Source organism: Burkholderia sp. 9120, from assembly GCF_000745015.1.
GTDB lineage: Bacteria > Pseudomonadota > Gammaproteobacteria > Burkholderiales > Burkholderiaceae > Paraburkholderia.
Window position 1 is genome coordinate 6,526,342 of the sequence record NZ_JQNA01000002.1, and the last position, 14,048, is coordinate 6,540,389.

General features: G+C 61.5%; 10 protein-coding genes. 5 read left to right on the plus strand and 5 right to left on the minus strand.

All coding sequences use genetic code 11. The features are described from left to right. Nucleotides 1–3: 3 nt before the first annotated feature. Both cydB and FA94_RS36900 read left to right on the plus strand, forming a co-directional pair. On the plus strand, nucleotides 4–1,011 hold the full coding sequence (gene cydB, locus FA94_RS36895) for a cytochrome d ubiquinol oxidase subunit II (RefSeq protein WP_035561522.1): 1,008 nt from the start codon (nucleotides 4–6) through the stop codon (nucleotides 1,009–1,011). A gap of 192 nt (nucleotides 1,012–1,203) precedes the next feature. Continuing rightward, a complete protein-coding gene (locus FA94_RS36900; protein ID WP_156126791.1) occupies nucleotides 1,204–2,202 on the plus strand; it encodes a catalase family protein in 999 nt (332 codons plus the stop codon). A gap of 51 nt (nucleotides 2,203–2,253) precedes the next feature. On the opposite strand, the gene FA94_RS36905 is transcribed toward FA94_RS36900, so the two are convergent. After that, nucleotides 2,254–3,906, minus strand: a complete 1,653-nt coding sequence (locus tag FA94_RS36905; protein WP_156126792.1) for an ATP-binding protein — start codon at nucleotides 3,904–3,906, stop codon at nucleotides 2,254–2,256. Nucleotides 3,907–4,221: 315 nt separating this feature from the next. On the opposite strand from FA94_RS36905, the gene FA94_RS36910 reads away from it, so the two are divergent. Next, a complete protein-coding gene (locus FA94_RS36910; protein ID WP_347880830.1) occupies nucleotides 4,222–5,148 on the plus strand; it encodes a LysR family transcriptional regulator in 927 nt (308 codons plus the stop codon). A gap of 124 nt (nucleotides 5,149–5,272) precedes the next feature. Here FA94_RS36910 and FA94_RS36915 read toward each other — a convergent pair whose 3' ends face one another. Next, nucleotides 5,273–6,982: a thiamine pyrophosphate-dependent enzyme gene (locus tag FA94_RS36915; RefSeq protein WP_035561524.1), complete on the minus strand. Its 1,710-nt coding sequence runs from the start codon at nucleotides 6,980–6,982 to the stop codon at nucleotides 5,273–5,275. A 424-nt stretch (nucleotides 6,983–7,406) separates the two neighbouring features. Here FA94_RS36915 and FA94_RS36920 point away from each other — a divergent pair, with 424 nt between their 5' ends. Beyond that, nucleotides 7,407–8,207 (plus strand): acetoacetate decarboxylase family protein, encoded by an 801-nt coding sequence (locus tag FA94_RS36920; RefSeq protein ID WP_035561527.1) that lies wholly within the window; start codon nucleotides 7,407–7,409, stop codon nucleotides 8,205–8,207. A gap of 148 nt (nucleotides 8,208–8,355) precedes the next feature. Further along, entirely contained in the window at nucleotides 8,356–11,460 is a 3,105-nt protein-coding gene (locus FA94_RS36925) for an ATP-binding protein (RefSeq protein ID WP_035561531.1), read from the plus strand. Nucleotides 11,461–11,728: 268 nt separating this feature from the next. On the opposite strand, the gene FA94_RS36930 is transcribed toward FA94_RS36925, so the two are convergent. From FA94_RS36930 to FA94_RS36940, 3 genes are read right to left on the minus strand one after another with little or no spacing between them, the layout of a single operon-like run. After that, nucleotides 11,729–13,279, minus strand: a complete 1,551-nt coding sequence (locus FA94_RS36930) for an acetolactate synthase large subunit (protein WP_035561534.1) — start codon at nucleotides 13,277–13,279, stop codon at nucleotides 11,729–11,731. Then, nucleotides 13,276–13,641 carry a hypothetical protein gene (locus FA94_RS39320; RefSeq protein WP_035561537.1) on the minus strand — a complete coding sequence of 122 codons (366 nt, stop codon included), beginning with the start codon at nucleotides 13,639–13,641 and terminating at the stop codon, nucleotides 13,276–13,278. The genes FA94_RS36930 and FA94_RS39320 overlap by 4 nt, the downstream gene beginning before the upstream one ends. Before the next feature lie 18 nt (nucleotides 13,642–13,659). Next, nucleotides 13,660–14,046 (minus strand): DUF3331 domain-containing protein, encoded by a 387-nt coding sequence (locus FA94_RS36940; protein ID WP_231585106.1) that lies wholly within the window; start codon nucleotides 14,044–14,046, stop codon nucleotides 13,660–13,662. Nucleotides 14,047–14,048: the final 2 nt, after the last annotated feature.

The window sequence follows — 14,048 nt, forward strand, 5'->3', positions numbered from 1 at the left end:
GTCATGCAGATTGATCTTCCCGTGATTTGGGCGGCCATCATCGGACTCGGCGTGTTCATCTATGTCATGCTGGACGGTTTCGATCTGGGTATCGGACTGCTGTTTCCTTTCTTCGAGGCGAAACGTGACCGCGATGTCATGATCGAGACGATTGCGCCCGTGTGGGACGGCAACGAAACTTTTCTCGTGCTCGGCGGCGCGGGGCTCTACGGCGCCTTTCCCGTGGTTTATTCGACGTTGCTGCCTGCCAACTATCTGCCTCTCATCCTGATGCTGGTCGGCCTGATATTCCGCGGCGCGGCGTTCGAGTTGCGTGCGAAGGCAACGCGTACGCGGCATGCGTGGGATCTGGCTTTTACCTGTGGATCGGCACTGGCAGCGCTGTGCCAGGGAATCGTGCTGGGTTCACTGCTGCAAGGTATCCGGATCGTCGACCATCGGTTTGCCGGCGGTCCGTTCGACTGGCTTTCGCCGTTCAGCCTCTTTTGCGGTATCGGTGTGCTCGTCACCTATGCGACACTCGGTTGTGGCTGGCTCATCCTCAAGACCGAGGGTGATCTGCAACGGAGCATGCGCTCAGTGATGCGCGTACTCGTGTGGCTGCTGCTCGGCATGATCGGCGCGATCAGTCTGTGGACGACGATGGGTCTGCCTGCCGTTGCACATCGCTGGTTCGGCGCTGGAGATCTTCGATGGTTTCTGCCGGTGCCCGTTCTGGTACTGGCGTGTGCATGGGGCATTCTGCGCTCCATCAAGCTGCGCCACGAAGCGACGCCTTTCGTGTTGGCGCTGGTCGTGTGTTTTCTCGGCTATAGCGGTTTGCTGATCAGCATCTGGCCGAATATCGTGCCGCCTTCGCTGACGATCTGGGAAGCATCGTCGAGTCACGCGAGCCAGCTGTTCGCGCTGGTGGGCACTGCGATCGTGCTGCCAATCATCCTGGTGTACAACGCGATGCAGTACCGGGTGTTCAAAGGCAAGCTGAGGGGCGGTGAGTCGGGCTATCACTAAAGCGCCGATCGATTCTTCGACATCGACACAACCATGCAGAAAACTGCAATCCAAAGGCTTGTCTCGTCCGGCAAAGGTGCTGGATGGTTTGTGCTCTTATGGTTGGCTGGGGTTGCGGGCACGGCGCTGCTGGTGCTTCCCTTTCACGTTCTGATTGCCTTGGCGATGCGTCACTGATCGTAGTTCTGGAAAATGGAGGTTCTCATGCAAGTGTGGAGAGAGGTGTACGACGGCGGATCCCCGGAAGCGGAAAAACAGATCTTTCTCGATCTGGCGGCGAAGATGCTCGAGATTCAACAGAACAACATGGTCAGGTCTGGAAAGACTCGGTACGACCGCACGCTTCATTCGAAGATGGTGGTCGGCGTCACCAATGCCTCGTTGATCGTAGACGACATCATTCCCGAAGCGTTCCGTGTGTTGCATTTTCAGCCGGGTGCGACGATTCCGGTGGCGGTGCGCTTCTCCAACGCCAGTGCGATTCCACAACCGGACTCGGCTCCCGATATGCGCGGGATCGCCTTGAAGATGACGCTCAATGAAACCGCGATCCATGATTTCCTTCTGACAAGCTTTCCAGTCTCGCACGCACGCAATGCGCGGCAATTCGTCGATTTCGCTTCGCTCGCGCAAGGTCCGCGGGAGACGTTCAAGGAGCGTCTGTTATCGAGTTTCGGAGAAGCCGAGACAAAACGCATGCTCGACAACATTCAGCAAGGGGCGCGTCCCTGCACGAGCCTCGCGATGCAACGTTTCTGGAGCCGGGGAGCGATTCTGTGGGGCGAAGAGGCGGTCCGGTTCGATCTTCGGCCGGCGTGGTCCCACAGCGCCGTCGCTGCCGCAGACGAGGTGTCGGATGATCTGCATAAAGAGTTGTCGAATCGCCTTGTTGTCGCTCCGGTTAGTTTTCGCCTCGCGGTTCAGCGTTTCGTCGATGAAGAGAAGACACCGATCGAGGATGCCGGCGTGCAATGGCGAGAAGAGATATCTGCGCCGATTGAGATCGCAACATTGCATATTCCTTGCCAGAACATCTATGACGAAGAAGGCGTAAGGGCCGCGCAAGAAGTCGACGCAATGGCGTTCAATCCATGGAATGCACCGCCGCTGTTCCGTCCGCTTGGTAACCTGAATCGGGTGCGCGGCGTCGTCTATGGCATGAGTGCGCAGCGCTGGCAGCATCAGTCGTGAAGGGCGTCTGGCTGTCTATATGCGCTGGATGCAAGGCGCGAGACCGCGTCGTTAGTGAAGGTCCCGGTTGAGCCAATGCGCCGCTTCGATGCGCAAGCCGGGCTTTGGGTCGATCTCACTGAACTCATCGATCGGTATGGGCGCTTCGGGTGTTTCGGTCATGCGGGTTTGCAGGCTCGCTACGCGGAGCAGTCCGAGCCTTTCGTACAACGCTTGCCGGTACATCACATGGCGAAACCGGTAGCTGCCGGAATCGAGGTGATGTGCCGACGACGAATGGGCGTCACGTCGGATAAAGCTTTCCTGTGCACACAGAACCTCGCAGACATGCTCGACCTCCGTGTGCGACATATCGGCGGCAGCTGCGACACTCGCCGCGCTGAAGGTCTGTCCTGCGACGCTGGCGATCTCGAGAATATGTTGCTGTACGGCGCTCAGGCGTCGGATGCGATGCTCGATGACCTGGCCCAACGCGGTCGGGACCGCAAGCAGCGCGTTGTGCGGCAGGGAATCGAAGCGCCAGCCATCGGGTGCGAGCCGCGCCATCCCTAGCGCGGCAAGCTGATCCAATGTAGCGGCCAGGAAAAGCGGATTGCCACCGGTTCTATCGCGTAGGAGTGTGGCAACGTCTTGCGCCGTAGCGCCGTCAGGCGCTTGCCCACCAACGCTCAGATAGTCGGCGACGGCGGTTTCGCTCAACGGCTCCAGTACGATGTCGTGACACAGACCTTTCAGTCGCAATTCCATGTTGAGGACGGGCAACGGATGCCTGAGCATGGCCGCCTCTTCGGCGCAGTACGTCGCGACGACCATTAGAGGCGACTCGCCACGCTGACGCGCCAGCGCAGAGAGCATGTCGACACTCAGGTAATCGGATTGATGCAGGTCCTCGAGTACCAACACCAGTGGACGCTGCCGGGTCAACTCGTCGAGAAACCCGCAGATTTCGCGCAGCATGCGCGCGCTCGCACCGGCCCCGGTTTGATAAGTGGGGTCCCGCTGGTATTCTCGCGGCAGCGCGCCGGCCATGTGGAAAGCCCAGGTCGGCGCAACCGCGGCAAGGGTTTGTGCGACGAGCGGCCCGGCTGGCCCACGGACGAGTTTCGTCAGCGCGCCGAGCACGGGGTAGTAGTTCTCCATTCCGCCGTAGCCCTCGATGCAACGACCGATCGACGTCAGAACCGTTGTGTCGTCGGCCAGCGTATTCAGGAAGCGTGTGACCAGTTCCGTCTTGCCGATTCCCTGTTCACCGGAAACAAACACGATGCGGGTTGCACCTTGACGAACTTCGTCGAGCACGCCAGTCAGGCGTTCTAATTGCGAGGTCCTGCCAACGAACGTGTTCTGCGCGCCTGGCGTAGCAGGCAGAGCGCCGCGCGCCGGCGTGGCTCGAAGGGGGGCAATGAAACGGTAGCCACGCCCGCGATGGGTTTCGATGAAACGGGGCGAACGGGGATCGTCGCCTAACGTTGTGCGGATGGACAGGACATGGGTCTTCAGCACTTCCGGTTGTACAGCCCGGCCCTGCCACAAGGCATCCAGCAGTTCATCGTGCGTGACGAGCCGTCCGGGCCGATCCGCCAGATATTGCAGCATATCGAATGCACGCGGGGTGAGCGGCAACCGGCAATCGGGGCCGTCATCGGAGAAACGCCAGACGCATCGGTTTTCGCTATCCAGACGGAAGGTGGCGAAGGCTATCACTCAGGTTCTCCGATCCAGGACATTTTGAATTGACGGGCGGACTGATTGGCGTCGTATGTTTCGTCGGGACGAGACAACGCCAGGCCGGGTTTTCGAGTGCAAAGGCCGGCGAAAAACGGCGATAGAATGCCGGTTGCGGAGTGCCCGATCGAGCGTTGTATCTCCATTGTAATCGTGCTAATTGCCCTCGATGCTACAGAGTGCTTTGCTGTTTTTTAAGTAGCGCAATCGTGCAGCAGTTTCATCGGATCAACGAAGATCAGCCTTCGCGAAAGGTTTCTGTAATTGACACGCAACCGAGGCGGGACCGCAATAATGCGCTTTGACGATCTCACTGCTTTTGTCCGCTCGGCGACGACCGGAAGCTTTTCGAATGCGGCCCGCGAGATAGATGTCCTTCCGGCGCAAATCAGCGCGAGTATCAAGCGGCTGGAGATGGAGCTAGGCATTCGGCTGTTTGCTCGATCGACACGCAGCCTGCGGCTAACAGCGGATGGCGAACGATATCTGCCTTTTGCAGAGCGCGCGCTATCGGCATTGCGCGAAGGTCAGGAGAATCTTCGTCTACAGGACGTCGACCTCAGCGGCGTGCTCCAGATCACGGCGCCGTCCGATCTAGGAAGAAACGTTCTTCTCAAGCCGTTCACCGACTTTCGGCTCGAACACCCAGGGCTTGAGCTGCGACTCTTTCTATCGGATCAGCTCACGGATGTTTTTCGGGAGCCCGCCGATATCGCCTTACGTTACGGAATTCTCGAAGACGCCAGTTTCGTTTCGCTACCCATTGTGCCTCGAAACCGGCGCGTACTGTTCGCGTCGCCGGCGTATCTCGACGCACACGGCAGGCCAGGCTCGCTTAAAGAACTCTGCGAGCATGACTGCCTGATCTATATGCTGAGCGGCCGCCCCTACGATCGCTGGGAATTCCCCGACGGCGAGGGACGCAAATGGATCGATGTATCGGGCCCGCTGGTGGCGAACGATGCGGACGTCGTGCGGCGTTGGGCCGTTGCAGGGCAGGGGATAGGATACAAATCGGAATTGGACGTCGCAGACGACGTCTTTGCCGGGCGACTCGAAGTTGTTCTCCCCGAAATAGAGGGGAAGTTGTCGCCGCTGAGTCTCATCTGTCCGCATTGGCGGCAATTGACGCCCTCGGTGCAGAAGCTCTGCGCATATCTGCGCGAGTACTTTCTCGCACTCGATCATAGCCGGTCGCCTAAACTCAGGACCGGCGCCTGATTCGATCGATCCAGTCATGTGGAGCCGCGCCCCACGATTTCAAAGGGCATTTCTCGAGACCGACCCGGCGGGTCCACGCGCGCAAAAAAGCCCGTGGACACGAGGGTTTTATCTCGCTTTAGCGCTAGATATTTTCGCGGATCATTTCGAGTACGTCGGCGCCCCGGCCGTTAAGAAAGGCACGCGCGGAATACAAAGCCATGCCGAGCGCCGGCTTGAATTCGATTTTCGGCGGCGTGACCAGTTCCAGCGGATTGACCAGCACGTTGAGAAGCGCCGGCCCTGGCTGTGCCAGCCAGTCTTCGACGGCGCCTTCAAGTTCCGAGGCGTTGCGTACTGTCCGGCCCCACAAACCCATCGCCTCGGCCACCTTGCCAAAGTCGGGATTCGTCAGCTTGGTGAACGTATCGAGCATGCCCTCCGACTTCTGTTCGATCTCGACGAAACCGAGTTTGCTGTTGTCGTACACGCAGATCTTGACCGGCACCTTCTCCTGAATCGTCGTCATCAGTTCGCCGAACAGCATGGACAGGCCACCGTCTCCGCACAAGGCAATCACCTGACGGTCCGGTGCGGCCTTCGCGAGCCCTAATGCACTGGGCAGGGCACTCGCCATCGTGCCGTGCAGCAGACTGCCGAACAGACGCCGCTTGCCATTCGAATGGGAGAATCGCAACGCCCAGACGATGGGTGAGCCGTCGTCGGCGGCGATCAGCGCGTCGTTGTCCGCGTGAGTGTCGATCACGGAGGTCAGCCATGAGGCCGGGATGCTGTCGCCGTGACCCGGATGAAGCTGCCTGGCCCATTTGTCCATCGACTCTCTATAGAGCGCGAGCGACGAGTTGAGGAACGACGCGTCGGATTTCTGTTCGAGGTGCGGGAGTAACGCCTGCAGCGTGGGCCGGATATCACCGACCGCGCCGAGCGTGACCGGGTGGCGTCTACCGAGATGGGTCGGGTCGACGTCGATCTGGATGATCCGTGCGTGGTCAGGATAGAACTGTTTCCACGCGAAGTCGGCACCGAGCAGAAGCAGCGTATCGCAGTCCAGCACTGCGCGATAACCGGCCTCGCTGCCGAGAATCCCAGTCATGCCGACATTGAAGGGATTGTCGTATTCGAGAAAGCTCTTTGCACGCGACGTATGCGCCATCGGCGCGCAAAGTTTCCCGGCGACGGCCTTGATTTCTTCGAGTGCGTCCTGGCTGCCCGCGCCCGCGTAGATCGACACCTTCTCGCCGCTATTGAGCAGACGGGCGATTTCCGCGATCTCGTGATCGTTCGGGCGAATCGTCGGTCGACTGTGATGGACCCGATACGGCGGGTCGTCCTGCAACTCGCCATGCGAGATATCGACGGGCACGATCAGTACAGCGACACCGCGTTTGGCCAGTGCGGCCTGGCATGCCATGACGGCTTTGCGGCGCGCCTGATCCGGCGTGAGGATCATTTCGCAGAACACGGAGCATTCTTTGAATACATTCTGGAAATCGACTTCCTGAATGAACTCGAAGCCAATTTCGGTCATGGCCACCTGGCTTGCAATCACAACCACGGGAGAGCGATTACGGTTTGCTTCGTAGAGTCCGTTGATAAAGTGCAGACTGCCCGGTCCGCAACTGCCGGCGCAAGCGGTCAGTTGACCGGTCAGAAGGGACTCCGCACCGGCTGCAAATGCGGCGGCCTCCTCATGGCGAACGTGAACCCAGTCGATCGTGCTTTTATCGAGGTGTTCAGCAATGAGATTCAGGGTATCGCCGACGATTCCATAGCAGCGGCTAACACCGGCCTGCTCGAGAACCTCGACGATGACTTCCGCGACTTTCTTGCTCATGGTGACTCTATCCGGGGGAGGGTTTGGCGAATGCGCCGCTGTCGGTGGAGACATGGCGCTTGTTGGTGGCGAGCGGGCGCCGGCCATCTCGCGCCACTCACCGAGGGTTGCAGTGTGGAGTTTCGAAACAGGCAGCTCAATCCCTCGTTCGGGGCTCACCCGAACGGGGGAGTGCGCCAGAGTCGAATCTTGCAGAGACGCGACACGCAAGGTGGCGTTCGAAGCCGCTATTGGCCCCCTGATCGGGGGATAGGATGTATCAGGGCGTTCGCCAATAATGATTCATGGCGATGGACAGAAGGGGCAACGCGTCCCGCCAACGTGCACGTTCGAATGGTCGCCCTGAGGTGACTCGCTGCCGTTTTCCAAAAGCCGGCCCCGGTGAACGGCGACTTCCGGCAGCCTCGATCAAGGATGAACGACAATGGCTAAGGCTTTCTCAGTTCCTATCACTCCGCAGGGCAAGTCCGCATTGGCGACGATGCCGCCGTGGCACTATTCCAGCGACTGCCTCGTCATCGAATATTGGGCCGACAAACAGGCGCTCGCCGCGCTCCTGCCGCCGGGCGTCACGCTCGATGAGAAGTCGGATGGGCGCTGTTTCCTGTGGTTTCTGGACTGGCAGTTCACGGGCTCGAACGACGAGTTGACGGACCCCGCGCGCTACCAGTATCGCGAAGCCTTCGTCATGGTCGAAGCGCTCTTCGAGGGCACACCGATCAACTACTGCCCGTACATCTTCGTCGATAACGATGCGGCGATTGCCCGCGGTTGGGCGCAGGGGTTTCCGAAGAAACTGGCAAGCGTCTTTCAGACGCGCAGTTTTTCGGCACCCAGCGCGGCAGCGGCTCCGCTGGCCGCAGGCAGTCGCTTCGGCGCGAGTTGCACCGCACACGGAGAACGTCTGGTGACCGCTCGCGTCCAACTGGAGGAGCCCGTTGCCGATCCGGCGGCCGTTTTCAATCGGCCAACGACAATGCGCCGTTACTTTCCGCAGCTCGCTGCCGCCGGTCAAAACAAGCCGCCCGTGGATGAACTCACGATGTCGCTAACCGACGATCTCGCGATCGTGGATGTCTGGTCCGGGTCAGCCGAATTGAAGATTCCCGAGGTGGACGGTGAAGAGATGCACCTGATTGCCCCGCTGCGCGTCGGCAAGGGGTATCGGCTGGGCATGTCGTATACCGTGACGGATCTGCGCATTCTGAAGAACTACGCGGCCTGATCGCCGTTGCGGTCTTTTGACGAATGGGCGTAGCCGGGTCATCATCCGGACTACGCTCATTCGAATGATCGGAACCTTCGGCGCGGAACCGGGGCGCTGATCATCGCGGCCTGCCGGAAACCCGGTCAGCCACCCTGGAGTTTCTCGATTGAGTCACGCATTCCGGGCCCAGGCGGGCATCCGTTTCTCAGGCTTCCTGCTCGATGCCGTCAACGAGTGCCTTTGGTCTCTGGATGGCGCGGCCGCCGCGGCAGGTGCGCGTTCGCGCGTCGACTTGCCGCCGAAAACCTTCGACGTGCTGCGCTACCTCGCGGAACACGCCAACGAACTGGTTCGTCCCGCTCAAGTGCTCGACGCCGTCTGGCCCGACGCCTATGTGCAACCTGAAATCATCAAATCGCATATCGCGGCGATCCGTCGAGCGCTGGGCGATAGCGCGACGCATCCGCGTATCGTCGAGACCGTTCGCGGACGCGGCTATCGTCTCATCCTCGACGACCACGCCACGCAGGCAGTTGGGGGTTCACGCGCCTCCGAGGACAAGACGGACCCTTTCGTCGGCCGCACGCAGGAGCAGGATCTGCTACTTGACGCGCTGCGCCGCGCGCAGACGGGCGAGCGTCAGATCGTGTTCGTGGCGGGCGAGGCAGGCATTGGCAAGACCGCGCTCATAGGGCGTTGGCGCGATTCCTCTGCGCGGGAGGACCTGCGCAGTGCAGGAGGCGGTTGCGTCGAGGGCTATGGTGGCGCGGAACCGTTCTATCCGTTTTTCGAGGCGCTGGGCCGACTTTGCCGCGTTGCCGGGGGCGATGACGTGCTGGAAGCGATCATCACGATCGCGCCGACCTGGGCCGTAGTGATGCCGGCTCATGTTCCCACGCAACGGCGCCGTGCCCTGCAGGCCGATCTGATCGGCGCCGGTCCCGAACGCATGATGCGCGAGGGCTGCATGCTGTTCGAAACGTTGGCGGCCGAACGAACGCTCCTGCTCACTTTCGACGATCTGCAATGGTCCGATTTCGCCAGCATCGATCTACTCTCGATGCTGGTCCAACGCCACGCGAGAGCACGCCTGATGGTCATTTGCAGTTTCCGCGTCGAAGACGTGGAAGCCGCACCGTTCAAAATCCAGCAACTGGTGTCCGCGCTTGCAACGCATCGGGGCTGCACCGTACTGCGCCTCCCATCGCTTTCACATGAAGCGATCGGTCTATGGCTGACGGCAGGCGCTTCGGCGTCGCCCGTCGATCAGGAGTTCGCGCATCTGCTGGCCGAGTGCACTGATGGCAATCCTTTGTTCGTGCGCGCGCTGCTCGACCATCTGCTCGAACTTTCGCTCGTATGCCGGCATGGCGATGGTTGGCGCCCGCTTGCGAGCGCCGCTACGATTCGCTCGGCGCTGCCGCCGACCGTCATGCGGGCATTGGAAGCACGGATCCAGCGGCTGGACACAGACATGCGGCGTCTGCTTGAGGCAGCGAGCGTTGCGGGACAGGTGTTTTCCTCGGCCACGGTGGCAAGCGTGGTGTCCATGTCGCCATCGGCGTTCGACGAAGCGTGTGACGTGCTGCTGCGCAGCGGGCAGTTCATCCGCGATCTCGACGTCGAACAGTTTCCGGACGGTTCAACCGCGCGGCGGTTTGCTTTTCAGCATGCATTGATCAGGCAGGCGTTCTATGTGCGTCAAGGTATCGGACGTCGCTCGACCTCTCATCGCAGCATTGCATCGCAACTGGAACAGCGATTTCCACAGGATCAACGCAGCGATATTGCCGCTGAGCTTTGTCTTCATTTCAGCGACGCAAGGCTCTGGGAAAAAGCGCTCGACTACCTGCGTATTGCGCTGAAACTCGCGAGAGCACGCTATTCGCACCGCGACGCGTTGGCGTTGCTCGATCAGAGCGACAAACTCGTTGGTCAACTCAATCCCGATGCACAACGACCTTGGCGCATCGAGTTCGGAGAAGTGCGCGCCGCGCTGCTCACCGTTGCGCACGATCCGTTTGCCGTTCACGCATACGTGCGCCTGTTCGACGATGCAAGCCGCCATGGCGATCTCGACGTGCAGTTGCGGGCCCTCCTCGGGCTCTCACATGTATTCAGTTGGACCAGTCAGAGCCAGGCCGTAGCGAGCCTCGACGATGCCCTGCGTCTGAGCGCATCGCACCCGAACCTCAAGGTGAGGGCCTTGACGCGGATCAACTGCCACGTCAGGCGTATCTGGATACTCGGCTGGAGTAAGGGGGACGACGAAGCTTGCCATGCGGCGCTCGAGACGTTGCGCGAAAGCGGCGACACGCTGGCGCTAGCGCGGGGAGAACTCGAGTATGCGATGCCCGAAATCGTGTCGACGCGCTATGCTGCCGCGCTTGCGCACGTAGAGGCTGGTTTTGGCATCCTGCTCGCGCATGCTCATGAGTATCCGCAGGTCGACCTTGCGCGCGGTATGTGGATGATGCAGCTTGGCTCGGCGTGGGCGTCTCTGATGCTCGGCGAGTTCAGCCGCTCATTTCGTCAGTTCGAAGCGGGCATTCGTTTCTATCAGAACAACGGCAACTATCTGGCCGCTCGCACGCTCGAGGTGTATCGGGGCTGGTTGCTCGTCCACACGATGGACTACGAAACCATCCTGGCCGCCGATAAGCAGTTCCGCAGCGCGACAGAGGCGATCCTCGCGGATGAGTGCCGGCACCTCGGCAATCGCGATGCGTTGCTCGCGCCGCAACGGCGGGCCTGGAACGTGGTCGTCGGGCTTGCGCAGGCGGGGATCGGCAACGCCGCCGCCGCCGCGGCGCGCTTTGCCGAAGTCGAGCGCGACATGGAACGTGAGCCGGTGATGTTCGACTGGCACTGGCGCCTGGCACTCGCATGGGGAATCTCGGGCGAGGCGCTCGGCAAAGGCGCGCATGACGACAGCGCGCGGCATGCTCGACAGTTTCTCGATCTGGCGCTGGCGACCGACGAGCGGGTCTGGCATGGGCTGGCCTGGGAGCGCATGGCTCAGGCCGCGCTCGAAGCCGGCCGTCTGGGTGCTGCCATGACGCATTCAAGGGCGGCGTTTGCGGCAACCGACGGATTCGACACGCCGCTGGTGGACTGGCGGCTGCATCGCACAGCGGCGGCCGTTCATCGGGCGTGTGGCGACGAAGCTGCAAGTGCACGCGAAGCGCGGCTGTCCAGCGACTGTCGGCTGCGCCTGTATCGCTCGCTTGCTGCGAACCCGGGTGCCGGTCTGCGTCTGCGCGAACGCTAGCGAGCGTCGAAAGGCCACGCTGTCGTCCGCGAGCTAACCTTTCGAGGGACGGGGCGATGCGAGGCCGGTTGGACCGGATAGACAGCCGATGCGGTCACCACGCCGGTTATCAATACACCGCGCACATCACGACGCTGACCGATTCCAGCGCCAGCGCGAGCGCGCAGACCCGGCCCCGGCCGCTGCTTGCGCCGCTCACAAGTGCCCTTCAACCTTCGATGCCAAGGTTCATATCACGTGACCGGTATGGGTTGGCGGCGGATTGACGTTAGTTCACGATGGCTTCGATCACATGCGGGCCCGGCACGCTCATCGCAGCCGCGAACGCCTGATCGAAAGCTCGGCGCGTCTCGACCCGCGTGGCGCTCACGCCCATGCCGTGCGCAAGATCCGTCCAGCTCAGCGCGGGGGCGGCAATGTCGAGCATGCGCGATGCGCGCGGGCCGTCCGTCGCGGCGCCGACGCGTTTTAGTTCGTTGTTCAGGACCTTGTAGCCCCGGTTGGCAAAGACGACGGTAACGACATCGAGGTTTTCATGGGCCTGAGTCCACAGCGACTGGACTGTGTACATGGCGCTGCCGTCACCGACCAGTGTCACTACCTTCCGGTTCGGGCACGCCACTGCGGCGCCGGTCGAGACCGCCATCATGCTGCCGATGGCGCCGCCCGTGAGATTCAGGTGATCGTGCTGGGCTGCGTCTTCGAGCAGGTCGTAGAACAGTAGTGTTCCGCTCACGCCTTCGTCGGCCAGAATGGCGTTCTCCGGCAAATGGCGGGCAACCATCTGCACGATGCTTCGCCCGTCCAGATCGCCATCTAGCGAGAGTGTCGATTCTTTGCGTTCGTACAGACGCTCCTCGCTACCTTGCGCGTTCAATGCCGACGCGAGCGTGTCGAGCGCCGCGATGCCGTCCTCGTGCGGATGAGCCAGCGTCACGACCCGGCATCCGGCTGGCGTCAGCCAACTCGGCTTGTCGGGATACGCAAAGAAGCTGACGGGCGGTTGTGTGCCCACCAGAACGAGCAATTCCGTGCCTTCCAGAAAAGCGACGGCCATCTCGCCAAAGTACGGCAAGCGTTCGATGCTGACACGTCCTACCCCGCGTTCGACGCGCGGCGCGAAGGTATCGCAGACGAGGCGTGCTCCGGTCTTCGCCGCGATTTTTCCTGCCACCCTCAAGCCGCGGCCTCGCAGCACATCGCCACGCAAGAGGAACGTGGTTTTTGCGCCCGCGCGGATCAGGTCGGCGATCCGGCCGATGTTTGCCTCGCCGGCGTGGGCGCAGGGCGTGTCGGGCAGCGGCGGCGCGACCTCGTCGGCGCTGTCCCAGGCTGCGTCGGCGGGCAGGATGAGGGTGGCGACATAGCCCGGTTTCTGTTTCGCCGCGTGCACGGCGCGCGCGACGTCCGCGCCGACTGTCCGGGCGCTTTTCGACGCATAGACCCAGTTCGAAACCGGTCGTGCAAAGCCCTGAATATCAGAGGCAAGCGGCGCATCGTAAAGCGAATGCGACGACGCGTGATCGCCCACGATGTTGACAACCGGACTGGAGGCCCGGCGTGCGTTGTGAAGATTGCACAGACCATTGGCAAGCCCCGGGCCCAGGTGAAGCAGGGTGGCAGCCGGCTTTTCCGCCATCCGCGCGTAGCCGTCGGCCGAGCCCGTGACAACGTTCTCCTGCAAGCCCAGGATCGGCCGCATGCCGGGTACCGCGTCGAGCGCCGCGACAAAATGCATCTCCGACGTGCCAGGGTTGCCGAAGCAGACCGTAACGTCGCTGGCGACCAGTGACCGAAGGAGGCTTTCTGCTCCATTCATGGTAGTTCCTTTGATTGAGGGCCGGCCGCAGCCAGCGGTTTGCGCGCAGACTTCTGGTGCAACATCATTTGTGCGCATGGCAGGTCGAGGCTCCAAGCCGCGCTCAGCCGGATGATTTCGATGTTCACCGCCATCGCGGCCCAGATCGTGACCGCGAGAATCAACGTGACGACCTGCAAGCCGGTGTCCGCGCGCAGCAACTGCACTGCAAGTTGGAGTACGCAAAAGACCACGCTCAGTACGAGGCACATGTCGAAGACGCTGCCGTAGCTCGTTCGCGCCGGCGTGTTTCGTCGTTCGATTTCCCAGCCGACAAGCCGTTCATCCGCTGCGGGGAACTCGCTGTCGAGAGTAGATTTCATGGCAAGCCCGGATAAGCCTCAGGCCAATTCGCCGAGAGGCATGGCTTCCATCACCGACGCGAGAATCATGGCGTCGATGTTGGCGGGAGTCGGCGCGACGAGCCTGGGGCGAAAAACCTCGTCGCCCGCAACGATCGGGGTGCCGGTGAGTGCGCAAAAGCCGCGTTTGCGCGCGCGGCCGCGGCGCCACAACTGCTCCCAGTAACAGCACGCAGTCGAATCGGACCACGAGACGACGGCGCTCAACGGACCATGACGTTCGAGCACGGTAATTTTGATGCGCAGGCGGGATGCCGCGGTGAGCTTCGTGCGTGACCGGCTGGCATGGGGCAAAGGTTGAGCGTTCCCTGACAGGAGAGACGTAACGTAGGCCCAAGGGCGGTCGACGTGCATGGCTTCTGACATTG